At 59.5% G+C, this 24,547-nt stretch carries 24 protein-coding genes; 6 read left to right on the top strand and 18 right to left on the bottom strand.

Features of this window, described 5'->3' with window-relative positions:
* Window positions 1-3: 3 nt before the first annotated feature.
* The 8 genes from ACE10Z_RS10285 to ACE10Z_RS10250 all read right to left on the bottom strand — a co-directional run bounded on the left by ACE10Z_RS10285 (window position 4) and on the right by ACE10Z_RS10250 (window position 7,383).
* Window positions 4-1,047: an amidohydrolase family protein gene (locus ACE10Z_RS10285; RefSeq protein WP_375787817.1), complete on the bottom strand. Its 1,044-nt coding sequence runs from the start codon at window positions 1,045-1,047 to the stop codon at window positions 4-6.
* Window positions 1,048-1,158: 111 nt separating this feature from the next.
* Complete coding sequence (locus ACE10Z_RS10280; protein ID WP_029085595.1) at window positions 1,159-1,515, bottom strand: MmoB/DmpM family protein; 357 nt, start codon at window positions 1,513-1,515, stop codon at window positions 1,159-1,161.
* A 44-nt stretch (window positions 1,516-1,559) separates the two neighbouring features.
* Entirely contained in the window at window positions 1,560-2,663 is a 1,104-nt protein-coding gene (locus tag ACE10Z_RS10275) for an aromatic/alkene monooxygenase hydroxylase subunit beta (RefSeq protein WP_375787816.1), read from the bottom strand.
* 49 nt (window positions 2,664-2,712) lie between these two features.
* Window positions 2,713-3,753 carry an NADH:ubiquinone reductase (Na(+)-transporting) subunit F gene (locus tag ACE10Z_RS10270; protein WP_375787815.1) on the bottom strand — a complete coding sequence of 347 codons (1,041 nt, stop codon included), beginning with the start codon at window positions 3,751-3,753 and terminating at the stop codon, window positions 2,713-2,715.
* A gap of 104 nt (window positions 3,754-3,857) precedes the next feature.
* The gene (locus ACE10Z_RS10265) at window positions 3,858-5,528 is read right to left on the bottom strand and encodes an aromatic/alkene/methane monooxygenase hydroxylase/oxygenase subunit alpha (RefSeq protein ID WP_375787814.1); all 1,671 of its coding nucleotides are present in this window, start codon (window positions 5,526-5,528) and stop codon (window positions 3,858-3,860) included.
* 152 nt (window positions 5,529-5,680) lie between these two features.
* Window positions 5,681-5,914, bottom strand: coding sequence for a hypothetical protein (locus ACE10Z_RS10260; RefSeq protein WP_342713104.1), 234 nt, complete (start codon window positions 5,912-5,914; stop codon window positions 5,681-5,683).
* Window positions 5,911-6,282, bottom strand: coding sequence for a hypothetical protein (locus tag ACE10Z_RS10255; RefSeq protein WP_375787813.1), 372 nt, complete (start codon window positions 6,280-6,282; stop codon window positions 5,911-5,913). Before ACE10Z_RS10255 ends, ACE10Z_RS10260 begins: the two co-directional genes overlap by 4 nt.
* Window positions 6,283-6,339: 57 nt before the next feature.
* The gene (locus ACE10Z_RS10250; protein ID WP_375787812.1) at window positions 6,340-7,383 is read right to left on the bottom strand and encodes an NAD(P)-dependent alcohol dehydrogenase; all 1,044 of its coding nucleotides are present in this window, start codon (window positions 7,381-7,383) and stop codon (window positions 6,340-6,342) included.
* Between the two features lie 335 nt (window positions 7,384-7,718).
* Between ACE10Z_RS10250 and ACE10Z_RS10245 the strand changes: the two genes are divergently transcribed.
* On the top strand, window positions 7,719-9,596 hold the full coding sequence (locus ACE10Z_RS10245) for a sigma-54-dependent Fis family transcriptional regulator (protein WP_375787811.1): 1,878 nt from the start codon (window positions 7,719-7,721) through the stop codon (window positions 9,594-9,596).
* A 95-nt stretch (window positions 9,597-9,691) separates the two neighbouring features.
* Window positions 9,692-10,114, top strand: a complete 423-nt coding sequence (locus ACE10Z_RS10240) for an SseB family protein (RefSeq protein ID WP_375787810.1) — start codon at window positions 9,692-9,694, stop codon at window positions 10,112-10,114.
* Between the two features lie 447 nt (window positions 10,115-10,561).
* Here the strand turns inward: ACE10Z_RS10240 and ACE10Z_RS10235 are convergent, their stop codons facing one another.
* From ACE10Z_RS10235 to ACE10Z_RS10210, 6 genes are all read right to left on the bottom strand, one after another.
* Window positions 10,562-12,337, bottom strand: a complete 1,776-nt coding sequence (locus ACE10Z_RS10235) for an ATP-binding protein (protein ID WP_375787809.1) — start codon at window positions 12,335-12,337, stop codon at window positions 10,562-10,564.
* A gap of 190 nt (window positions 12,338-12,527) precedes the next feature.
* Window positions 12,528-12,881, bottom strand: coding sequence for a response regulator transcription factor (locus ACE10Z_RS10230; RefSeq protein ID WP_375787808.1), 354 nt, complete (start codon window positions 12,879-12,881; stop codon window positions 12,528-12,530).
* A gap of 169 nt (window positions 12,882-13,050) precedes the next feature.
* Window positions 13,051-13,197, bottom strand: a complete 147-nt coding sequence (locus tag ACE10Z_RS10225) for a hypothetical protein (RefSeq protein ID WP_375790127.1) — start codon at window positions 13,195-13,197, stop codon at window positions 13,051-13,053.
* 104 nt (window positions 13,198-13,301) lie between these two features.
* A complete protein-coding gene (locus ACE10Z_RS10220) occupies window positions 13,302-14,732 on the bottom strand; it encodes a DUF1254 domain-containing protein (RefSeq protein WP_375789796.1) in 1,431 nt (476 codons plus the stop codon).
* A gap of 100 nt (window positions 14,733-14,832) precedes the next feature.
* Window positions 14,833-15,492, bottom strand: a complete 660-nt coding sequence (locus ACE10Z_RS10215) for a hypothetical protein (protein ID WP_375787807.1) — start codon at window positions 15,490-15,492, stop codon at window positions 14,833-14,835.
* A 91-nt stretch (window positions 15,493-15,583) separates the two neighbouring features.
* Complete coding sequence (locus ACE10Z_RS10210; protein ID WP_375789795.1) at window positions 15,584-15,919, bottom strand: DUF992 domain-containing protein; 336 nt, start codon at window positions 15,917-15,919, stop codon at window positions 15,584-15,586.
* Between the two features lie 385 nt (window positions 15,920-16,304).
* Here ACE10Z_RS10210 and ACE10Z_RS10205 point away from each other — a divergent pair, with 385 nt between their 5' ends.
* Genes ACE10Z_RS10205 through ACE10Z_RS10190 form a run of 4 tightly spaced genes read left to right on the top strand, consistent with a single transcriptional unit; the run spans window position 16,305 to window position 20,712 of the window.
* Window positions 16,305-17,414 carry an HlyD family secretion protein gene (locus ACE10Z_RS10205; RefSeq protein WP_375787806.1) on the top strand — a complete coding sequence of 370 codons (1,110 nt, stop codon included), beginning with the start codon at window positions 16,305-16,307 and terminating at the stop codon, window positions 17,412-17,414.
* Window positions 17,415-17,468: 54 nt separating this feature from the next.
* The gene (locus ACE10Z_RS10200) at window positions 17,469-17,741 is read left to right on the top strand and encodes a hypothetical protein (protein WP_375787805.1); all 273 of its coding nucleotides are present in this window, start codon (window positions 17,469-17,471) and stop codon (window positions 17,739-17,741) included.
* Between the two features lie 46 nt (window positions 17,742-17,787).
* On the top strand, window positions 17,788-19,662 hold the full coding sequence (locus ACE10Z_RS10195) for an ABC transporter ATP-binding protein (RefSeq protein WP_375787804.1): 1,875 nt from the start codon (window positions 17,788-17,790) through the stop codon (window positions 19,660-19,662).
* 45 nt (window positions 19,663-19,707) lie between these two features.
* Window positions 19,708-20,712 (top strand): phospholipase D-like domain-containing protein, encoded by a 1,005-nt coding sequence (locus ACE10Z_RS10190; RefSeq protein WP_375787803.1) that lies wholly within the window; start codon window positions 19,708-19,710, stop codon window positions 20,710-20,712.
* 487 nt (window positions 20,713-21,199) lie between these two features.
* Here the strand turns inward: ACE10Z_RS10190 and ACE10Z_RS10185 are convergent, their stop codons facing one another.
* From ACE10Z_RS10185 to ACE10Z_RS10170, 4 genes are all read right to left on the bottom strand, one after another.
* Window positions 21,200-21,946, bottom strand: a complete 747-nt coding sequence (locus tag ACE10Z_RS10185) for an outer membrane protein (RefSeq protein ID WP_375787802.1) — start codon at window positions 21,944-21,946, stop codon at window positions 21,200-21,202.
* Between the two features lie 129 nt (window positions 21,947-22,075).
* On the bottom strand, window positions 22,076-23,029 hold the full coding sequence (locus ACE10Z_RS10180; RefSeq protein ID WP_375787801.1) for a helix-turn-helix domain-containing protein: 954 nt from the start codon (window positions 23,027-23,029) through the stop codon (window positions 22,076-22,078).
* A gap of 122 nt (window positions 23,030-23,151) precedes the next feature.
* Window positions 23,152-23,505, bottom strand: a complete 354-nt coding sequence (locus ACE10Z_RS10175; protein ID WP_375787800.1) for an HdeA/HdeB family chaperone — start codon at window positions 23,503-23,505, stop codon at window positions 23,152-23,154.
* A 202-nt stretch (window positions 23,506-23,707) separates the two neighbouring features.
* Window positions 23,708-24,457 carry an outer membrane protein gene (locus ACE10Z_RS10170; protein ID WP_375787799.1) on the bottom strand — a complete coding sequence of 250 codons (750 nt, stop codon included), beginning with the start codon at window positions 24,455-24,457 and terminating at the stop codon, window positions 23,708-23,710.
* Window positions 24,458-24,547: the final 90 nt, after the last annotated feature.

Here is a 24,547-nt window from a genome sequence, read left to right as displayed (position 1 = left end):
CCATCACCTCGGCGCGTGAACGGCTTCGGGCAAATGGGCATAACCGCCGCCGGCTCGGATCTTCTTCTTCTGCGCCTCCACATCGATGCCGTAGATGCGGGCGGCGTTGAGGCCGAGAATCTTGGTCTTGGCCTCCATCGACAACACCGAACCGGTCTCCTTGGTGACGTCGGCCGGAATCTCAAATGCCATGAACTTGTCGATCAGCCATTTCGGCGTCCAGATGCCGTAATCGCTACCGTAAAGGATCTTGTCCGGTCCAACCCAGAACAACAGTTCGGAAATCACATGGGCGAAATAACCCGGCCGCGAATGGATGAAGGGCAGCGCCACCGCAAGACCCGCATAGACGTTGGTCTCCTGGGTCGCGATCCAGCAGAAATCGTCGAGCCGCGGCAAGCCGCAATGCTCGACGATGAAATTCAGGTCCTGGAACGAGGTCGCGACATCATCGATGTCGGCCACATCGAACGCATCGCGGTTGAGCGGGATGATCGTCGGTCCCTTGTGGACGTGGATGTTCTTGATGCCGAGCTTTTGCGCGGCCTCGAGATATTGGTAGGACGCCTTGTCGGTCAGCTTGTAGCCCTTTGATTCGCCGCGCCATTCCGCCGTGTAGAGCTTGACGCCCTTGAGTTTGTGCTTCTCGGACAGCGCATGAAGAGCTTCCAGGCCCTTGGTGCCGTCACGCGGATCGAACGCGCCATTCAGGATGAAACGATCAGGATGGCTCTTCTTCATCGCCGAATTTCGTTCAGTGGTGTTGAAACCACTCTTGTAGAAATCGGTGAGATAGGTCGGTTGCAGGATCGCCATGTCGTCATAGCCGGTGACGAACAGGTCGTCGAACATCGTCTTGGCATCGTATTTCTCGAACTTCTCCTTCTGCCATTTCTCCGAGGGCGGGCTCAGGTTCGAGTGGTAGGCGTAGAAGCAGTCGATGAACTGCTTGCCGTGGATGTTCTTCTGGTTTGCCGGACTTCCATCCCAGAAATGCGTATGCCCATCGATGACAAAAATCTCTTCACCTTTGGCTGTCCTGTACATGGCGTTTCTCCCGATCCCGCTGGATGGCGTGTTGTTACGAGGCGCGCGATTAATGTCGTCGAACGAGCCCGGCCGGCGTCGCGCCGGCCAGGGTTTGTTCGCAGGCGGTCATCAGACGATGTATTTCATCATCTCGTTCATGTCGCCGAACAGCATGACAGTGTTGTCATCCGTCATCACCATGCGACCGTAATGCGTCGAGGTCGAGATCTCGAAGAGATGCGGGGTCATGACCCGGCCGAGCTCTTCCGAGATCTCGTCCATCTTGAATTCCATCTTGCCGTCGCCATCGATGCGAATCATCGCCGGCATGTATGTCACCTTGATGTGGTCGTGACGGCTCATGACTTCGGCAATGGCACGCGCCTCGACACTATCGTTCATGGTGACCCCGCATTGATGCGACACCGTGTCCTCGAACGTGATGTCTTTCATCGATTTGAAGATGTTGTCATTCTCGTGCAGCATGTCGATCTCCTGAAGAATTGAGTGAGGATGTGAAGCGGTGTTGGTTACGACGCGAGATTTTCCGGAACCGTCAGGCCAAGCTCGGCAGCGATGCCCCTGATGCGATTCTTCGCGTGCGCCAACGCGTCGGCGAACGCCGCGACCTTGACACGCGGCTGCGACCAGATCGGCTGCAGATGATTGGCGGCATCGAGCGCGAGATCGGCATGCCTGGCCAACCATTTGTTGAACAACGCAAGGTTCTGCGCCGCATAGGTCGGATCGGTGCCGAGGATGTGGAACAGCTCGACTGTGTTGGCGAGATTTCGCTCATAGTCGGCTTCCGCGGCGGAGACGACAGCCGGAGTGATGAAGTCGTTCTGCGCAGATGCCGCCTGCATCAGGAAGCCTGAACGGAACAGTTCTCCGATAAGCGGCTCGAACACCACATTGGTCGCAAAATATTGCTCCAGATAGTCGTTTGAACCCATCACCGACTCAACCGACTTGCGCACGCCTTGCCAGATCGGATCTTCCAGCCAGTGCTTCTTGCCGGCGGCAATGTCGAAGCCTGGAAGGTCGAGGCCGATTTCGCTCAGATAGAGAGTGATGTCCTGCGCGAAGCGAAGCTTGTAGGATGAGTTGGTCAGGATCGCATTGTTGACCATCTGCGTGTAACCGTAACGCTGCGCCTGCATCGTGGAGGTGCCGAGACCGAACTCGGCATGCTTGTAGGCGCCGAGATGGTTCTGCAAAATCTTCACCCAGGCCGGATCGAAGCGGGTTGGCGCGCCCGATTTCCGGCCATTCTCGATGGTGTTCTGCACCATCCCGCAAATCGTCGACTGGCGTTGATAGTGCGTACGCTCCCATTCCTGGTCGACGGCGCGGAACTTGTGCCAGTTCGAACTTTTCGCAGCCGTCCAATCCTTGGAATAGGTCGGCGTTCCGTCCGGGAAGGAGATGATCCAGTCCTGCAGCAGATAGCGCTCCGGATCCGGTTGAACGTCGACCGTCATGTCCTCGTAGTGGGTCGCCTTGCGGCCCTTGGGTTCGAAGTAGTTGTACTTGCGACTGTCAGAGCCGGGGAACACTGCGGCCCCCGCCGCCCCCGATTTGACGATTGCTGCCGGCTTGGTTGCTGCTGCTCTACTTGCTTGCGCGCTCATTGCTCACTCCCTCTTGCCATTCTGTTCTGCGACGAACTTTTGAACGCCGTCATCGCACCGCCGGCGTAAACTTGTCGAAGTAGATGTGTTCGGGCTCGACCCCGTTCATTTGCAGGACGGGCAACACGGCGTCGATCATCGGCGTCGGCCCGCACGCATACGCGTCTATTGCACCGCTCAATTTCTCCTGGCGCAGATGCCGCTGCACGACCTCGTGGATCAGCCCGGTCTCGCCGTCCCAGCCATCGCCCGCCTCGGCATGCGACAGCGCCGGTACGAACTTGAAATCGTCGAGCCGCGCGGCGATCGCCGCGAGCTCTTCGAGATAGAACAGGTCGGCACGGGTACGCGCACCATAGAAGAACCGCACCGGCCGCTGCTCGCCGCTGCCGATGTGATCGGCCAGGATCGACCACAGCGGCGACATGCCCGAACCGCCTCCGATCAGCAGCATCGGCCCCGGCCGCTCCACGCGCCGGAAGCAGGTGCCGTAAGGCCCCTTGGCGGTCACCGCATCCCCGACGCCGAGCTTCCCGTCGAGCTGGGCCGAGAACGCCCCGTTCGGGTATTTCTTGATGATGAAGCGGAGACGGGTCGCTTCAGACGGCGGGTTCGCCATCGAGAATGCGCGCGTGATGCTGCCATCCTCCAGCGTCAGATCGACATACTGGCCGGCCCAGAACTTCATCGGTTTGTCGATGTCGATCTCCAGCAGCCTGATGTCGGACGTCAGCGCCGTCACATCAGTCACGCGGCCGGCAAACGCCTTCACCGCGATCGAGCGGCTGAGCAGATCCTCGTCATAATTGAGCAGCTCGACGCTGATGTCGCTGTAGACATGCGTCCGGCACAGCAGCACGTGGCCGGTGTCGCTTTCGTAGTCCGGCAAGGCGAAGGTCGAATATTTCAGCAGTTCGATGTCGCCGTCGACCAGCCTGGACTTGCAGCTCCCGCACTGGCCCTCCTTGCAGCCATGCATCAGCGAGATGCCCTGGCGAAACGCCGCGTCGAGCACCGTCTCGCCCTCTTCCACTTCCATCTCGATGCCCACCGGCTCGAAACGAACCTTATGAACCAGCACGTCCGTCATCGTCCCCGCCTTGTCTTCACGGCAATTGAACAGAACAGCCGGACGAGCCTTCGCCGGCCGCCGGCAGGAGGGACCGCGAAGCGCGGCCCCTCCCATCGTCACGCTTAGTTGCAGGGGTTGATCTTGAAGCCCTTGCGATATTCCGCCGTCGCGACCTCACGTTCGGCAGGCGAGAGCGCCCGGAACCCGCGCAACGGACTGCCGAGCGTGTGGCCGCGCACGTGATCGAGCGTCCACATGTCCTTGGCGTCGAAGCGCAGATGCGGCTGTGCGATCATGGTCTTGCCGTCAGGCCGGACAAAACCGAGATCCTTGATCGCATCGGCGACATCCCAGCCGTGGTAGCAGTCTTCCCATTCGCGGCGACCGCTGAAGCGGCCCATCGCCGGCGTCGCCCGCCCCTCGTATTCGGCGGCGAACGCCACCTTGTGGGTCCAACGGCAGCCTTCCGAGCAGTAGGTGTAGATCTTGCCGTCGACCTCGTCGCAGACGAAGTCCTCGCGGATCAGGCACGGAACCATGCAGCTCCAGCATCGATGCGGGTACACGTAGCCCACTTCGCTGTTGAAGAGGATGTTGGTTTCGCCGGGCACACTGAGCTTTGCGTGCCACTTCCAGAAGTCGCCGAATTCGGCGTACCAGCCCGGATATTTATGCTCGAACCACTCGAAGTCCCGCTCGGTCTGGGCCTCGATGCGCCAGAAGTTCACCGACCAGCCGACCGTGAAGAACTGCGCGGTCTTGTGGACGTAGTTCTTCTTGACGATCCGGTCCCAGGCGGCCGCGACGTCGTCGTGATGGATCTTGATGCCGTACTTCTCGAGCGGCAGCATGTAGGTCCGGTAGTAGTCCTCGTAGATCCAGCGATGCCAGAGCTCCGCGTAGGACTCCTTGTTCTTGTCGCGGTTGGTCGTGCCGTATTCGATGAAGGTGCCGATCGCCGCGTCGACGATCGCGTGGTTCTGCCAGAAGGCGTATTTCAGGTCGCGTTCCAGCAATTGGTGGTTCGACGGATCGTTGATCATTGCCATCAGCATCGAGTGGCCGTTGCCGATGTGGCGGGATTCGTCCGACTGAACCGACAGGAACACGGTCGGCAGCGCATAGTCGCCGTTGCGGGCGGCTTCTGAGGGCATCGCCACGAACAGGGTGTTCGTGAAGGCGGTTTCCGCGACCACGGTCAGGTAGACGTTGGCGGCGGTGATCGCGTCACCGGTCAGGAAGCCTTCGGCGAACTGGCGGCCGATCGTGGTCGCATAGCACTTGCCGAACGCGGCTTCGGTGATATCGAACCCGGCGGGATCGATATAGTTCTCCATGTACCACTTCTTGAGGTTCATCTGGATCGTCGAGTGACGGAACTCGTCGACCATCTGCATGGTGAAGCCGGTGCGCAGTTCCTCGCCGGGCGCGAGCCGCCCGACCATCGCCATCGAACGCGCCGCCGAAATCTCCGGGAACGGGATGATCGCCAGGAACAGCTTCATCCACTCGACCCAGCGCGGCTCGACATTGCGGAACATGTCGCCGCGTAATGCGGCATCCAGCGCGCCGTAAACCCGGTTGTCCTTTTCCTCCTGCATCGGGAAATAGGACCGCAGCACCTGCTTCATCGGGTCACGCGGCGTCTTCGAGATCTTGTAGTCGGTCGGGAACGTCATCGCCTCCTGCACGTAGCTTGGCGTCCAGCCAAGATCCGCGACGCGGTTGGCCGCTTCAGCGATGCTGATCCCTTTCTGCGCGGTTATCTTGTTCAGTGTCAGACTTGCGGTCATTTCCAGCTCCTTTGAACGTTGCGTTGCTTCCGGCATTCTCGTTTTGATCAGAGGTCAAAACCCCTGGTTCGTTCTGTTGAAATTCTCGGCTGCAAAACTCACTTTGAGTCCGTTAAATGGATTGATCGATCTGCTGACTTCGTCGTTCCTCGTCACCCTCCGCTGGCCCGTTTGATGAGAGGTTTTCCTTCGGCGACGAATTTCGCCGAGAGAACCAGTGCGCCCGTGGCGAAATCCTTGCCGTGAGCGGCGATCATGGCTTCCGCGATCTCGGCCAGCTGGATGAAGAAGGCGTCTTTCGACCTGTCCTCCTCGCTCATGCCCGGTTGCGGAGACGGCATTTGCTTCTGCTCCTCTGATGCAATCATGGTCGCCTCGTTCGTCATGCGTGCCCCGAACGTTCGTGTTCGCCGGGTGACGGGCCGTCGTCGATCTCGCGCAGTGACGTATTGAGCCACTCGCGCTCGGCCACCAGGCGCCGATCCTCCTCCCGGAGCAGCTCCAGCCGTGCGATCGCCCGCTCCAGCTCCGCATGCGCCTCAGTCCCGGCTTCGGCACGCGCCGCGCCACGCACGGCACAGGCGAGCTCGATTTCGGCGCCACCGCGGGCATGCTCGTTGGTGATCCGCCGCTCGTTGTTGTCGACCATCTCGTCGATCACCTTGTCCCGGGCGATCATCCGGTCGCGGGCGCGCCGCAGTTCGGCCGCATCCCCGGCGGTGATCTGTGGCCTTGGCGGGCTGTCGTCTGTCACTCGCGCCACTCTCGCTCGACGATCCGGACTGAAGCTTTGCATCTCGCGGCACATGCCCTAGGGGATCAGCACCGCACGGCCATGAATGCGCCCATGATGCAGATCATGAAGCGCCTCATTGGCCTCGCTGAGCCGGTATTCCCTGGTGTGGAGTTCGACGAGGCCGCGGTCCGCGAGCGCCATCAGCTCGACCAGTTCGGCATAGGTACCGACCAGATTGCCGACGATTGTCTTTTCCGACGTGATCATGTCGATGGTCGGGATATCGATCTTCCCGCCATACCCGACGATGTAGTAGTAGCCGGCGTTCGCCGTCATCGACAGGCCCTTGGCGATAGCGTCACCCTCGCCGACAAAATCGATCACAGCCTCCGCACCCCGCCCGCCGGTCAGCGCCAGCACGGCTTCAACTTCATTGCCGTCAGCCTTCACGAGATGATGCGCGCCACACTTCCTGGCGAGCTCGAGCGAGTCGGCAACGCGATCGATCACGATGATCTCTGCCGCGCAGAGCGCTGCCAGAACCTGGATGCCGATATGGCCCAGCCCGCCGGCGCCGATCACCGCGACATATTCACCCGGCAGCAGATGGCGGGATGCCTTCTTGGCGGCGCGATAGGCCGTGAGGCCGGCGTCGGTGTAGGGAGCGACGTCCTTCGGTGCGAGCGACTTCGGCAACTTGATCAGCGAGCGCTGGCCGGTCAGCAGATACTGCGCATAGCCGCCATTGGCGTTGATGCCGGGAAACGAACTATCCAGCGCGTGCATGTCGTCGCCGCGGCGGCACGCCAGACAATGCCCGCTGGTCACCAGCGGATGGCAGATCACGCTGTCGCCGACCTTGACCCCTTCGACACCCGGCCCGATCGCCTCGACCCAGCCGGCATTCTCGTGACCCATGATGTAAGGCAACTTGACGTCGACCTTGCTGCGCCAAATGCCTTCGACAATATGCAGGTCGGTCCGACAGACGCCGGCGCCGCCGATGCGCACGATCACGTCCATCGGACGCGAGATCTTCGGGTCGGTCACGTCCTCGAACCTGACGAACTCCTTTGCCGTCAGCTTCTCGTCGAACTCATGCAGCACCGCCGCTTTCATTGAAAAGGCCTCCCCAAAAATTTTTGATTCTGTCGATCGGACGCGATCGCCATCTCGCTGAATAAGTCAGCAAGGGCTGTGCCAAGCCCACAAAGGCCTGATCTTCCTATCGTTCTTGCGATCGCCGGCGTGCGCGCGCCGATCCGCCACGGAGCAGGCTTTGCGCGCAACTGTTCCGAGTCGGAACAGTTCGATGAGCGCGACAACGACGGCGCCGAAATTTGGATTTTCGATTGCTTGATCTATGATTGTGAAAACTGCGTCGCGCGAACAACACGAGCCGAGCGACGCGACCAAGAGGAAAACGCCAAGCCGCGACTCTGGGAGGAGCCAGAATGCTGACATCCGGCCGACGCATCGACAGTACTTGGATGACGCTCGAGCAGCGCGGTGCACTGCCGGCCGAACTTCTGTCCGCGGACATCTACGATAGCTGGATGCGCTGCATTTCGCTTGGCCTCGACACCCTGCGTCCGCCATCGCCCGAACTCGTGAGCAGCGCCGTGCTGCGCCATGAACAGCAGCGCTGCTCACTGATCCGCGGCCTGGCGCTCGCGGAGATGCACACCTTGCATCAGCAGATCGCCGGCTCGAATTTCATGATCGCGTTTGCGAATGCCGACGGCCTGCTGCTCGACATCATCTCGGACTCGAGCTTCAGTGACACCTCCGACGCCGCGAGTATCCGGCCCGGCACGGTGTGGAGCGAAGCCAGCTGCGGCACCAACGGCCTCGGCACGGCGGCTTATCTCAAGCGGGCCATCGTCGTTCACGGACGCGAGCACTTCTTCCCGCGCTACAGCAACCTCACATGCATCGCGGCCCCGATCTTCGCGCCCGACGGAGAACTGGCAGGAATCTTGGATGCGTCATCGGATTGCATGTCGCGCCAGGCTCACACCCAGGCGCTGGTGGCGATGGCGGCAACCCAGATCGAGAATGGCCTGTTCCGCGAGTATCACCGCGGCAACATCCTGATCGCCTTCCACAACCGCGGCGAATACCTGCACACTCTGAGCGCCGGCCTGCTCGCCGTCGACAATGAGGGCCGTATCCTTGCGGCGAACCGCGCCGCGAGCGTCCTGCTGCATGGCCTGCCCGCCTCACCGGGGCGCCGCTTCGCCGACGTGTTTCGCACCAAGTTCAGCGCCTTTGTCGATGAAGGGCGGCACAAAGAACGCCAGCGCCTGCAAGATGAGGTCGGCAGCCAGTTCGTCGCAACCATCGAGAACGCGCGCCAGTTCTCGATGATCCAGGCGATCTCGCGGCCCCGGCCTCCGGCACCCAAGGGCGTCGCCACGCAATTCGTGTCGGCGGATCCCGCGATCGCCTCCGTGGTCCAGCAGGTCGGCATCGCGGCCGTCCGGAAGATGCCGATCCTCATCCGCGGCGAAACCGGCACCGGCAAGGAGCAACTCGCCCGCCATGCTCATGCCGCCAGTGGACGGGCTGGCACTTTCGTCCCGGTGAATTGCGCAGCGCTCCCCGACAGCCTGATCGAGGCCGAGTTGTTCGGCTATGCCGAAGGCGCTTTCACGGGAGCCAAAAAGGGCGGGGCTGCGGGACTGTTCAAGGAAGCGGACGGCGGAACGCTCTTCCTCGACGAGATCGGCGACATGCCGGTGACGTTGCAGGCCGTGCTGTTGCGCTTTCTGGATGACTGGACTGTCCGGCCGGTCGGTGGCACTAAACGTCAGGTCGACGTTCTCCTGGTGTCTGCCACCAATGCCAATCTCGACGACTCGATAGCGAAGGGCCGATTCCGATCGGATTTGCTGTTTCGCCTCAACACGCTGGAGGTGACGTTGCCGCCTTTGCGCGAGCGTTCCGATTTCGCCGAGATCGCGCGGCATTTGATCCACAAGATCGATCCGTTGATGGATTTGACCGAAGGGGCGATCGATCGTTTGGCCGAACTCGATTGGGATGGAAACATCCGCGAACTGCGCAACGTGCTTTCCCGATTGTCACTGGCCGAGCCGGGAGATCTGATCTGCGAGACATCGGTCGAGTCCGTCCTTGCACATTCCGGCGGCGGGCGCCTGACCGGCAAGGCGGCGGCTGGTGGGCTCAAGGCCAATCTGCACGAGATTCAACGCTCGCACGTGCTGACCACGTACACCGAAACCGGCAACAACATCAGCAAGACTGCGCGCCGCCTCGGCGTGTCGCGCAATACGATCTATCGCGCCCTGCGCGGCAACAAGGACTAGCACGATCGCGGCTGAGGAGCCGCGACAACTCGATCCGGCTGTAACTGAAGGCTCTGAAGTCCAGCCCCTCGCCGGGTCCAATTGGGAGTGTCGCCATGTTCGAACCGGAAAACAGTCTCGAGGCCCTGATGCAGGCCGCCGCAAGGGACGCCAGCATCGTTCCCGCATTCTATCGCGCGTTGCTCGAGACGGAGATTTACATTCTGACGCCGGAGGCGCCGATGAAACCTGGACGCCGTCGCTCGCTCAAGTTTCAGGAGGAGATCAATGTCGCAACGGTCGATTTCCAGAACATGAGATGGCACCCCGCCTTCACCTCGAAGAAGCGCATCTACGACTACATCAAGGAGCCTGAGGTGTGCCTTGGCGCCGCTGCGCGCAATCTGTTCGAAATGTTGCCTGACTCTAATTTCTGGCTCAATCCGTTATCCGAATGTCAGAAGCCGATGCCCGCCACTGAAATCGCTCTCCTCATGAGTGGCAAGATCTTTGGCATGCCGATGAAGTCCGCGCGATAGGCGCGGTACTCGTGCAACAACGTATCGGCACGACCAGCCAGCACGGCAGGCCACGTCGAACTCGTCGCTGTCACACTCAGCTCGGACCGCAAGGCGCTCGATGGACCCGTTCGCAGGACGCGTTCTAAGCGGCCAAGCACCAGATGGGATCGAATCTGCGCCCGTGGGCCGCATATCGATATTTCTCCAGCTCCAAGTTTCACGGCAAGGGTTGTCGTCTTCGGGCCGTCGACGCTCATGGTCATATTGAACCCACCCCGCGGCACGGCAACCAGTTCGCTAGCTAGCCGGCCCTGAGGCGATCAAGGCCAGTTTTGGTCTCACCCGTCAAGGATGATGGCGCGATTTTTCACGCGCTGTTCCCGACTGTTCGTGTCGTCGATCGACAGATGTAGTCATCACGGTAGAAGATCATATCGGCGCAACGAATGTGACCGCTCATTTTGCCTAAGCTTTGGCCAGCGGAAGCTTGAAGGAGAACACGGCCCCGCGAGGGCGGTTCTCAGCCCAGAGCTCGCCACCATAACTTTCAAGGATCGTTCGCGCGATCGGGAGTCCCAGCCCCGTCCCTTGCGGCTTCGTTGTGACGAATGCATTGAAGATGCTGGCCAGCTTGTTGTTGGGAATGCCCGGTCCTGAGTCGGATATCCGGACTTCGACGCTATCCGCGTCCGCCAGCGCCGTCCGGATCGAAAGATTGCGCAGGACCACCTCGTCCATCGCATCCACGCCATTCATCACAAGGTTCATGAGGACTTGTTGCAGATGAATCGGATCACACCGCACCCGTAACGGCTCGGGCGCGAGAATGGTACGCAAGTTCACGCCCCGCCTTGTAATTTCAGGAGACACAATTTTGACTACGTCTCGCACAGAATCGTTCAAATCGAACGTTCGCAGATCGGATTCCGTCCTATTGTTCAGCAAATTTCGCAACCCGCCGATGATGCCGCTGGCCCGTTGTTCGTCCCGGACGATGTCGGAGAGGATCTCACCGAGCTGAGCAATGTCAGGTGGATTCGCCCTCAGCAGCACCTGCGCAGCTTCGGTATTGCTCAAAATCGCTCCGAGCGGCTGGTTGAGTTCATGCGTTATCGATGACGACAGAACGCTGGCGGTTGTAACGCGGTTCAAGCGGACCACTTCCTGACGACGACTGCTAGCCTCGGCTTGAGCGACATGGCGCCGGCGCCGCTCGACCAGCAGCAATCCAATGATACCGGCCTGCAGCAGGATAGCGGCCGTAACAGCTGACACTTCCAGCCGATACTGCTCCCACACGCTCGGCACGCGAAACATTACCCGACTGCCTGGAGGCAATTGGCTCTCGCTGATGTTCCAGCGCTTCAGCTCCCTCCAGTCGTATCTCGGCGATGCAGCGGGGATCGGAGGCGTTTTTATGTTACCCGGCGACTCCCCACCCAGGATCCGCACCGCAACTGCGGCGGTCTGTCGACTGATGTCGGCTATGTCCGACATCCGGCCGCCGACGATCCCTCGACCAAAGAACGTGTCTTGCTCCGAAAACATAGGCGCGTTGGCGACCGCGTGAAGCCGATCTATGGCATGACCGCCTTCGTAAACGACGCCAGCGGCGTCCACCAACATCTGCCCATAGACGATGATGGTCCGGGGTGGCAGGACAGCCACCCGCTTGAGTATCTCCTCTAGCGACAGTTCGTTGAAATAGGTTATCTCGACCCGGTTTGTCAGCGGCTGATACAGCTTGTGCATCTCCTCGAGCCAAAGCTTCTCGATCGGAGAATTCCCGATCACGACGACGACTTTGTTCGCGTCCGGAAATAACTGTAGACCTTGGTCGAGAGTGCCGAATATGTCGACCGAAACCGGGACCATCGCGTCCGCCTCCGATATGTTCGGAGACATTCGTGGGTCAAAGGCAGCATAGAGGGTTGGGACGGAAGGAAAGATCCTTTGCCGGTTCTTCCGAAAGAACGCAGCCGCGGGACCCCCGATCGTCATGATCAGGTCGAGTTTGCGCTCGGAAAACACCGCATTCAAATAGCTGACAAAGGCGTCTTCATTGCCGTCGGGGAAGCGGGCCGTCGACAGCGACACCTCGAAGATATCGATGGGATCTTTCGACTGAAGCCTCAGCTCCTCGCGGATCTTTCGTGCGTAGTCATCCCACGGCGAAAAATCGCGACCGACGGAATGAACAATCAGCACCCGCTTCGGCTCGGAAAACGCGGCACCGGTCATCGCCAGGAGCAGAACGATCGAACTGAAAAGTAGTCGAATTATCATGCGATAAGGCGGCCATTTACCCGTGATGTCACATCATGACCGAGAACCCAATCCTACTCGACTTGCCCAGCGCCTGGGAGAGCACTTATAAACATCAACTTCCGCGATAATCCCCTGCAATCGTTAAGAAATTGAGCTCCATTCCTTAGGGAATCCTGCCGATGGCATCGATGAGCAGTTTTGACAGAAACGGCTTCTTCAAATACGCAACGCAGCCCGCGTCGAATGCCTCCTGCCGGCTGACCTCATTATCGATGGCCGTCATTATAATGACTGGTAGTTCCCTACCTGACGCGATCAACTGCCGTTGCAGGTCGATGCCTGAGATTCCGCCAAGGTGAATATCGAGAAGCAAACAATCCGCTTCGCACTCGACATAGGCCTCCAAAAAAGCCTCCGCCGATGCAAACGTCCTGACGTGAAAGCCGTGGGCCGACAAAAGGCGGTTTAGACCTTGCAGCAAGCTGGGATTGTCATCGACGACAGCTATGGTGCGCATGACGAAACGATCATTGGCTGTTTGCAGCTACCCCCTCGGCAAAAAAAATTTGCCCTGGATACGGACCGCGATGAGGTTACCAGCGCGCGGCTTGCAAACAGCCTTTCTGCACCGATGTCCCTTTTGTCACTATGCAAAATCCGCCCCTGTGGCAAAGGGCACCGCGACCTTAGTGGCTGTACCAGGCCGTCAGCCGGTCGGCATCGCCTTGCCAGGTCCCGGCGAGTTGGGCGCATGTCAGCGTCTGCACATTCAAGAACCCGTTGGCGTCAGCATAGGTGCTCAAATCAACCTCGCGGGCGACCGGAATCGCCATCGTGGACATATCGTTGCGAAAATCAGGGCCCTACACCGTGCGCTCCATTTCGTTTTTGGTTGTGGATGAGACGTCGGCGCCGAAGCGCCGACGCCGCCGCTGGTTCAGGCGACTTTCTTCACCGGCGGGATCGTCCAGGAGCCATTGATGATCGAAGGGGTCTTCTCCTGCGGCCAGTACATGCGCAGCATCAGGATGAAATCGCCCGCTGGCGCAGGCAGCCAGTTCGATTCCTTGTCTTTGCCCGGCGAGTCTTTTTGCAGATACAGATCGATCGACCCGTCCGGGTTGGCTTTCAGTTGCTGCCGCGCGCTGATGGAGTACCGGTTGATCGGATTCTCCACGAAGAAATAATCCTTGTCGTACATGGTCAGTGACCAGAAGCCCTCCGCGGGTGGCAATTGCCCCTTGGCAAACTTCATGACGTACTTGTTTGTGCCACTATAGGCCTGCCCTTCGGCATCCTTCTGCGAGACCGGGTAGATGGCGTCCTGCGGACGGTTCATCCCCAGCCCGATCGCGCAGCACAGCGCGCGGAACAAGTATTCCGTGCCGTATACGCCGCCCTTGGTGGTGTAGGCCCAGCCGTTCTCGTCCTTTATGTCCTTGCTGACCTTGAACTGGAGCATGATGCGGTCCACAGCCACTTCCGGCACACGCTTGAGGAAATCCGCTTTCAACTTGCTGGCGTCGAAATCCTGGCCGGGCACGATGCCGATTTTGGCAAATTTGGCGATCTGGCCAGCGTCCGCGGCCGGCGGCGGATTGGTCTTCATCAACTCGCAAAGCATCTTGAAATAGGCCACCGCGTCCATCCGGTTGACCTGGTCGCGCACGGCCGTCTTCATGTCGATGGACGGATCGACCGTCCCCGCCGGCGGGGTATAGGGTTTGCCGTACGAACTCAGCGGAACGAGCTTGAACTCATCCTGCAGTTTGTGAACTTCGGCGTAGTCTTCCGGCGTACCGGTGCAATAGATGCGGCCAAGCAGCCAGACCATGCTGGTCGGCGACTTCAACTCCTTGACGCCGGCGGGCAGAGAGCCCTTCCAGCCCGGTCCGCTGATGGCGTAAGTCTGTGCACCGGTGCCGGTCGTGCGCTTGCCGGGGACCTGGAATACATCGGTCCAGCCGTCCAGCATGGGCATCAGGAAATAGCGACCCTTCATATCCGGAATGCTGAGGACCCACGGCTCCTTGCCGACGTCGAAAAACGACGTCGTGTAAAGCGTGTCGGCGTTCGGCGCAGTAACGACGCGGAACGATGCATTGGGATATTCCCGCAGCTTGATGATCTGGCCCATCGGAGCGTGCATCCCGACCGCTGACGCAGTGTTGGTGACCACGCGCCGCGTCATCTCCATGGTCACGAGCGGATAGCCATAGACATAGGCGTCGGTCGCGAGCCAGAAGTCTTCGAGACCTTCGCCGAGACCCAGGGCCTCGCCGAACTCGGCGCGGCTCAAGGTGGTCATCGAAGCACTGGCGAGAAGGCTCAGGCCGCCCATCGCAAGGCTACGGCGGGTGATATTCATTGCAATCTCCATTCTACTGGCTGGCTTTTTGTGTGGGGTCGTCGATCGAAAACGAAATCGATTGAAAGCGGGGAAATGCGCCTCCCCGGCTGCTCTCGTCTCAATAGCAGGGCGGATACGGGTAATAGCCGCAGGCCGGACGGGGATAGGCGTAAGCGTACGGGTGGTAGTAGGCAGCCGCCCCATACGCGGCCGCCCCGACCGCACCGGCATACATCGCGCCCCGGAATGCCGTGCGGCGGGCGACGCCGGCAAACGACAGCGGCGTGAACGGCCGGCCGATGATATCGATGAAAAGCGCGGCCGCGCCGTCAGCACCTGCCAGATCGCCTTCGAGGGTCTGGACATTGAAAGTGAGCTTGTCGCCCTCAAGTTTCGGATTCTTCAGCACCACGACGGCGTCCTTGACCGAGCCATCCTTACCCAGCACCGACACGGTCGCGTTCGGTGGATTCTTGGCAAAGCTGTCGTCGCCCGATCCCCATTCCGCGATGACGTCGGCGGTGAGCTGATGGCCGGCGGATCGCACCGGGCGGTCGGCAAATATGATGGAACTCGGGGCAATGCCCGTCAGCACCAGCGTCTCGCCCTGCAACGTCGCCGCACGGGAATTGAGCACGAACAGCGAGGGGACGATCTCAGGCTTGGCTGCGGCGGACGGCGCACCAATCGTTTTCAACGCAGACGGCGCCTGTGCGGTTTGGGCACTGGCCGTTGCCATGCTGCCCAGTATCGCCGTCACCGCGAGCAGCCCGGCCATCTGAAACAATCTTGCAGTCGTCATCTCTCCATCTCCTGTTGGGACTCGGGTTATCACCAATGTCAGCAGCGGTCGGCCGCGCTAACCGGCACTATGGGTGCGCGATGACGCACCGACTATGCAAAAACCAACCGACCGGAAACATAAAGCGAGCCGCCTCGCCATTGGACGACGCATCATCAATCGTCCGTACCGCCACGAGCCGCAACAAGCGCATCCATGACCCTATGCCAGACGCCGGCCAGTCGCCACCGACCGAAGCGATCGTAGCAGTTAGTGCGGGGATCACAGGTCTCCGGCAGGTCACGCTCTCGACCGGTACCGGTTGCAGCCCGAAGCTTCTGTTCGATCCGCCGACCAGAACGTTTGCCCCGACACCAAGTCCCAATGCCAAATCACCGCTTGCACCAACATAGGTGCCAGCCAGAGCGCCGACAGGAACGCCAGCGGTAGACGCCAGAACGCCCTACGGTGGATGACGCTGGCTGAAGCGCATCGCTTCATCGCGCTCCTTGCACCCGCGACCTTGCCACCGTCTCCGACGGACGTCAGCAACTCCGCGTCTTCCTGCCAGGTGCTCGCAAGCTGAACGCAGGCCAACGTCTGAGCGCCGGTATATCTCCTAGTTGGTCACGATGATTCCGACGTGGTCTCGCTCGCCGGCCACCATGGAGAGGTCACGCTACGTCGACTATGCAAAAACAAGCACGGCGATCGTTTGGTACGAAGATTTTCACGACGCCGATTTTGCATAGCACGCATTGATCGATTGCCGGCAAATGGCGATCTCGTGCCCAAACGACGGGGGACCCGTGGTCATCATCCTGTGCCTTTATATTGCTGCGATGTGGGTCGTGTTTTCCAGGTTCAAGCTCGTGCGCTGGGGTTGGCTATCGGGAACGATTTCGACACTGATCGGCGCACTTATTCTCGCGATATTCCTCGCGCTGTTTAATAATCTGACACCGTCGGGCAAGGTGACGGTCGCTGGCCGGGTGGTCGAGGTGACGCCGAATGTGACGGGTCAGGTGGTAACGATTCCGGTAAAGCCGAACGTGCCGCTGAAGTCAGGTGACATCCTGTTTCAAATCGATCCGGCACCATTTCAATACAAGGTAACACAGTTGCAGGCGTCGCTTGCTGCCGCAAAACAGCAAACCGAGATCCTGAAATCCAACTACGAGCAAGCCACCGCCAACGTTGTTGGTTTGACCTCGCAGGTCGCGTTCAACGCAAAACGTCTCGCGGACATACTGAAGCTCGTCACTGATGATGCCAACACACAATTCCAGGGGCAGGATCGCCAGAATCAATATGAGACGTCACTGGCGCAGCTCAATGTGGCCAAGGCCGCCCAGCAGAGCGCCAAGCTCGCCCTGGATTCGGAAATCGGTGGAGTGAACACCTCCGTTGCCCAGATTCAGGCCCAGCTGGAGAATGCCAATTGGGAGTTATCGCAGACAACCATTCGCGCGCCGGCCGACGGCCTTGTCACATCTGCTGCACTCACTGTCGGCGATCGTGCCCTGCAGGCACGCTCAACGATGTCGTTTATCGTTGAGAATGAAATTACGATTGTCGGAATGTTTTCACAAAACGGCTTCCAGACGGTCAAGGCCGGCGCGCCCGTCGATATCGTGTTCGACAACGCCCCCGGACGAATCTATCACGCAAAAATCACGGAAATTCCAAAGGGGATAGGCCAGGGACAGATTGCCGCATCCGGCACCCTGGCGCGGACCAATGCGATCGGTGGGGCGTCGGTCTTTCCGGCCGTGATCTCCATTCCGGACGAAATGAGCCGCGACTCGCTCCGGCTCGGGATGTCCGGCAGCGCAACCGCCTTTGCTGCGAATGCGGGCGTTATCGGGCTGCTCGCCTCCATTCTGGTCTGGGTCAGTTCCTACACAGCCTACCTTTAGCCGATGCCGCCTCCTTGGTTGCCCGACCACGGAAGGTATCAGGCAGATTCCGGCATGCTGAAAGAACGGACAGCGCATGAGGAATGGATCGAATATCCGGGAGATTGCGACGCTGGAATCGGCGGCTTCGCTGCTGCCTCGTTCTTCCCTGGCAACGGTCACGAACAGACCGCTTTCGCTGATCGTGTCTATTTCGGCATCGCGCCGTCCGTCTATGCAAACCACGAAACGATGACGCGCGCGATATCGGCACCTCGTTCCCTCATCCGAACAATTCGGTCTCCACGATTTGCCCGATTCTGCATAGCGGATGATGTCACATCGTGAAAATTTAAACCGAGGTAGAAGGACGGCCATGACCAGGTAATCAGGAATGCCGCATTCGAAATCCGCCGCAACGACCACCGCTTCGGTCGGCGAAGTCTCTAAAGAGAACCGTGCGAAGAGCGGGCAGTTGACTCGCCTGGTTCTTGACCTTCTCAGGCCGTACCGTGGCTGGCTAATCATTGTGTTCGTCGCGATGTTGGTCGAAATCGCCATGAGCCTGGCAGCACCGTGGCCACTCAAGCTAGTGCTCGACGACGCCCTCGGACACCACAAGCTCCCGGACTGGCTCGCCTGGGCACACGACTACGGCTTTGGACGCCATACGCTCGGCGTCGCCCTGTTCGCAGGGGTCGCAACCCTGCTGATCGCCATCTTCGGAGCAATCGCCACTTACATCGACAATTACTACACCACAAGCGTTGGGCAATGGGTGGCAAACGACCTTCGTATTCGCATATACGAGCATCTCCATCGCCTTTCGCTGCGTTACTATGACAACGTCAAGACCGGCGCGCTGATGTCCACGATCACCGGCGACGTTGCAACGATTCAAAGTTTTGCATCGTCATCGACGCTCGATATCGTCGTTGACCTGATCACGATCATTTTCATGGTCGGGCTGATGTTCTGGCTCGACTGGGATTTCACCCTGATTGCCGTCGGTTTCACGCCCTTCCTGGTGGTGTTCCTCTTCCACTTCAAGAAGGCGGTGAAGGACGTCACACGAACCGTGCGTGCGCGCCAGAGCGAGATCGTTGCCGTTGTCCAGGAGGGGCTGGGTTCCGTTCGGGCCGTCAAGGCGTTCGGACGGCAGGATCTCGAGGTTTCCCATCTGGAGGCCGCGAGCCACGCCACCGTTGAAGCTGCACTGAAGGCGCGACAGGTGAAATCCCTGCTGTCGCCGATGGTCAATATCGTGGTGGCGGTCTGTACGGGGATCGTGCTGTGGAAAGGGACTTCCCTGATCGTCGCAGGGACGATGACCGCAGGCGCTTTGACCGTTTATTTGGCCTATCTGTCAAAGTTCTTCAAACCTGTCAAAGACCTCGCGAGCATGACAAGCGCCATCGCGCAAACGACGGTGGCCCTGGAACGCATACAAACCATTTTGTCCGCCGATGACATCATCCAAGAGCATGCGGATGCCACAGATCCTGGTCGCCTCAAGGGCGCTATAACGTTCGATCATGTCGCATTCGGCTATGGCGACGACGCTCCAGTGTTGCGCGACGTTTCGTTCAGTATCGAGCCCGGACAGGTCGTGGGAATTGTCGGCCCAACGGGTTCTGGCAAATCGACGGTGCTGAGCCTGGTCCCCCGCTTCTACAATCCCACCGGCGGACGAGTGCTGATCGACGGCGCCGACATCTCCACGTACAAGCTCGCGTCGCTGCGTTCTCAGGTTGGTTTCGTCTTGCAGGAAACGGTGCTGTTTCGCGGAACCATTCGCGAGAACATCGCTTATGGACGCCCCGGGGCCACGAATGACGAGGTCATCGCTGCCGCGAAAATTGCCAACGCGGACGAGTTCATTAGTCGGATGCCGCACGGCTACGACTCCCCTGTCGGCGAGCGTGGCGACACGCTTTCGGGCGGCCAACGGCAGCGCATCGGCATCGCGCGTGCGGTCATTCGCAACAGTCCAATCATGATCCTTGACGAGCCCACGGCGGCGCTCGATACGGAATCCGAACGTCTGGTCATTGAAGGCCTGGAGCGTCTAATGAAGGGACGCACGGTCATCATGATCGCGCATCGCCTCAGCACCATCGTCGACGCCGACAAGATCGTCGTCCTGAAGGACGGCGTCGTCGCGGAAGAAGGCTCAAATGACGAATTGATTGCACGCGGGGGAGTCTACGCCGAACTGCACCGCGCCCAATATGAACCGTCCACCGCAAGACTGGCCGGCACCCCGTAGCTTCCGGTCGGCCATCTCGCTTTATGATTTTTCGGAGCTAAGGCAATGTCGCACAGGCTAATCGTTCTCCCGGATGACACCGCCAAATCGATCCTTGACCCGATCAATGCGGCTCAACATTCGCTCAACATTCGAATGTTTCTGTTCACCGATCCGACACTGTTGCGTGCCGTGATTGCGGCGCAACACCGCGGCGTCAATGTCCGCGTGATGCTGAACCCGGCGCGACGCGACGGGGAAAGCGATAACGAAAAGGCGCGCAAGCTATTACTCAAAGCAGGAGTCAAGGTCCGGAACAGCAGCGAGAAGTTTGCACTAACCCATCAGAAATCGATGGTAGTTGATGATACGTCTGGATTTGTGGAGTCTCTCAACTGGGAGACACGGGACCTTACGGAAACTCGCGACTACGCCGTCGTAACGACCAGCAAGCGCGAAGTTGCGGAGATGATAGCGTGTTTCAACGCCGATTGGTCACGAAAGCCGTTCAAGCCGGCCCCCAAGTCGCGGCTCATCTGGTGTCCCAACGATGGCCGCGAACGTATTGCGGCTTTCATCGACGGGGCCAAGAAAAGCCTCTGGATTCAAAACGAGCGCTACCAGGACACGGTAATTATCGAAAGGCTGGTTCAAGCCTTAAATCGTGGCGTTCGCGTCCGAATCATGGCGCGGCCCGCGCACAAGCTGAAGCGGAACAAGCTCGTCGAAGCGGTCGGCGGTCTCCGCATCATGCACGACGTCGGTGCAAAGATTCATAAACTCAAAGACCTCAAGCTGCACGGCAAGATGCTGCTCGCGGACGAGAAGCGCGCGATTGTAGGATCGATCAACCTCACGCCGGGAAGTTTCGATGCAAGACGGGAACTCGCCGTCGAGACAGACGCCAAGCATGTCGTGAAACGGCTCGTCAAGACGTCGCGCCAGGATTGGAAAAATTCAAAAAAGCTCGATTTGTCTGACGAGGGAATTCTGGCCGATTTCGAAAAGCACGGGACCAAGGGAGCGGAGACGCTTGCCATAAGCAAGAAGCCAAAGAAGCGTTCCTCTTAAACAAGGGGGCAGCCGCGATAGCCCCACGGAAACAAATGCCGGCGCAGAACTGGACTCGTACGCTGCGCCGAGTTGAACGGTTGCGTTCAGGCAAACACTGGGTGCTACGCGGGCAACTAAGAGGGAGAAGACGGATTCCTCAGCTTCCTCAGGCTCTCTCGATGGCGCGTTGATGGATCAACTGATCGTTGAGATCTGCGGATGAAGTGGTTGGTCGAGATTTGCCCAGCGCGGGCGTGACGGCTGCTAAAGGAGCGAGCCACATAGCAGCGAACAGGCCTAAGCCGAGCAGCGCAAGGTGCGACGCGTAACGGTAATGAATGTCTCCAATTGCTTTATCCGAAAGCCGGTGTGCGGCACGAATTACTCGACCCGCTCGACGTCGTATTCGGCAGCATGATCCGTTCCAGAATCGGGGACTTCCTGGGCCCAGGCACATGATGGGACCGAATGGAGGCCAGCCGAATTGGCCGGCCTCCTCTCTTGATCAGTAACCGAACTTGTAGTTGACGCGGAGCGCGAGCAGATTCGCATCCGTCTTGGTGTTGGTGGTGATCGACGCGATGGGCCCCAATGACGGCGTCGGGAAGGTGTTGCTCTCGTTCACCCGCCACAGATAGTCGTACTCGATGCCGGCCGTCCAATTCGGAGAGAAGCCGTACTCGAAGCCGACACCCACGACGCCACCCCAGCGGGTCCGGTTCGCAAAAGCAAGGCCCGTGCCGGTCACGTTGTTGATGAGGGCAAAATTCTGGCTACCAACCGCGGCGCCGCCCTTGACGTAGAACAGAGCCTCATTGGCCGCGTAGCCGATTTGACCCGTGAAGAGGCCCAAACCGTTAAGGGTCGACTTGAAGGTGTTGGCCGGGTTCTGCAAGCTGGCGCGCGAGTTGCGAAGGTTGGCCCAGTCGCCCTGCGCTTCCAGACCGTACACCAATTGTCCAGCCTGCCAGCGATAGCCAAACTGACCACCGATGATGCCGCCGCCTTTGCTGTTGCAGCCTTCCGCGAAGATGCCGCCAATTCCGTTGATGGCGGTGACATCGATGCACTGGTTGCTCCAGCCATATCCCCCGTTCGCGCCGAGATAGAAGCCGGACCAGTTGTACATCATCGGCGCTGCGATCGGCGCTGCCTTGTAGGTTGGTCTCTGAGGAAGGTCAGCGGCCTTTGCAATACCCGTCAGTGAAACGGACGTCACCGCCGCTGCGGCGAGTAAACTGAATTTTTTCATCGTCTGTGAGCCTTTTCGAAGGTGGAAAATAGTCTAGCCATTTGCCATCGCTCCCGGCTCATCTGATATGCAGAAACTGTCACCGCCGAGCATTTCACCGCGGTGTTGCACCAAAACACCACGCCGGACTCACAGCGAGTTGCCAGACTTCACTGCGCGAAACCGGCGATATGTCTCGGATGGCAACTCGCCGAACAGCGACCGGTAGTGGCCGGCAAACCTGCCGAACTCGGTGACGCCGTGGGCCGCCAGGATATCGCCGAGCCTGGCGGATGCACCATTCCCGCGACGGATCTCATGGTAAACTAAGTTTAGCTGTCGCAGCTTCAGATAATGCTTTGGCGAGAAGCCGAGATAGCGCTCGAAAGCGCGCAGCAAGGTTCGGTACTCCACCCTGGTAGCTTTCACGATATCCTTGATATGGACGATGCTCTCCGGCTTTCTCCGCACGAATTCGAGTGCCTCCAGAACGACTCGCTCGGACGAGAGGGTGTACTTGTTTGGCAGGAGTGTTTCGCTCACGCGATTGTCCCAGACGTAAGCCAGCTCATCCATCAAAGCCCGCTCCGTCTCACAGGCAATCATGGGCCGATCGGCGGGAGCGGAATCGGAGATGGAACGCAGGGCCCGCCTCAATGCTTCGACCAATCCCGATGCGATCGGTATCGGCAACCGGACGCGATGCTTGGCGGTGTTCGGCGATTCCCGACTTGTGGCCACGGGAAGGATCTTCCTCGCGACGTCCCCATCCCCCGGCAGCGACCATGCTATCCACTCGACGTGACCGAACCGGACAAACGTAAATTGACAGTCCGGGGGCATAATGACCAGGTCCGACACATGGCATGGCACGCCATCGAGCACGACGCGATCATCGAAACTGGACGACTGGATCATCACCGTCGTCAAATTCGGGGCGGTGACGCCATGAGATATCCCCGGGCCGCCGTCGGCTCCGAACTGAAGGACCGTGCGATTCAAGGGGAGATACTTCACCTCCCAACGGTGGGACGATGGGGCGGATTTCAGAAATGTCACCGTCGCACCCCGAATGGCGTCGGTGTATTGCCCGAAATCATTCAAATCTAGAATCCCGGCTCGTCAGAGCGGCATCTCACATGAAATGGATGGCAGGCTGTGCGGCTTTGGCAAAGCAGCATAAGGGGACAGGTCTGCAGCCGCGACGACGCCGTTTCCGGGACGATCTACTTCATCTGGATGCCCATCAGCTCCCGCTCCGCTTTGAATACGACAGCGATAGCATCGATGATGCGCTTGTCCGGATTGGCCTTGCAGTAGACAATGACTTCGTGCTCGACGAGCTTGCCCTTGCGCAGATCAAGGAAATGCTTCTTGGCAAGGCCATTGTACCATCCGCTGTACCAAGCTGTCAGCGCATCGGCGTCCTCCTGGTAAGTCCCTGCGAGTTGCGCGCAGGTCAGCGTCTGGACGTCGATGAATCCGTTCGCATCGACATAGGACGACAGCGGCACTTGGGCCTTGGCTGAAGCCATGCCGGCGGCAAGCAGAGCGGCGGAAAGCAGTAGTTTCGAACGCATTGGGAGCCCTCATTTGGAATGAATCAGATGTGGAAAGACTTCAGATGACTTTCAGCGCCCGGGCGCCTTCGCGGGCGACCGGCATCCGAGCTGAAAACCATCGGCTCGGATGCGCGATCGGGACCCATGCAGCACTATCGGATGATTGAGGCGGCGCATCGCGCATCGAACACGACCGAATGCGTCATCAATGCCGCTCCATTCAGAATCGATAGTTGACGCCGCCACGCACGACATTCAGTTGATCCGTGCTGATTCCACTGCCGACGACTTTCGTGTAGAGATACTCGGCCTTCACGGACCAGTTCGGCGTAAAGCCATATTCCAGGCCCAGCCCCGCGGTGATGCCCGGACGCCAGGATGAGCCGGAACAATCCGGCAAGACACCAAGCGTGCCGCAGGGTACGCCCGCGATGCTCGATGCGCTGGCGGTCGACTTAACGAAGGCTCCGCCGCCGGTGGCGTAGATCAACACGTTGTTCATGGCGACACCGACACGCGCCCTCACCGTTGCCAAGGCGCTGATGCTCGACGACGTGTTGAGTGTGACGCCCTGCCCGATGCCGAGAACGCGGGGTGTTACGACGGACGAGCCCTTGATGTTGGCCCAGTCCACATCACCTTCCAAGCCGAGCACGACATATCCCTGCTGAATCTGCGCGCCAAACGTGCCGCCGATCATGCCGCCATTGATGTCGAAACTTGCACGATCGAACCTGTTGGAGAACAGCACAAGCGGGTCCTGGTTACCCCAGCCATAACCGCCGTTGCCGCCGACATAGAATCCCGTCCAGTTGTAGACGGCCGCAACCGGGACCGGCGCCTTGTAGGCGGGCGCCGCCGGCAAATCCGCCGCGGCTGCGTAGCCACCCATCATTACCGAAGCCGCGATCGCAACTGCCAGCTTTCCAATCTTGTTCATAGCCCCACCTGATTGATTGAAGAAATTCATGCAGCATCAAATCGCATCGAACTCGCGCAACCCGCTATGCAGAATCTGACGCCCGCCTTCAGTTTTCCCGACTGTGGCCAAGTTGCCGCA

The organism is Bradyrhizobium sp. Pha-3 (genome assembly GCF_042258615.1).
In the GTDB taxonomy this organism is placed as follows: Bacteria; Pseudomonadota; Alphaproteobacteria; order Rhizobiales; family Xanthobacteraceae; genus Bradyrhizobium.
This window is presented reverse-complemented; position numbering and strand designations above follow the sequence as displayed.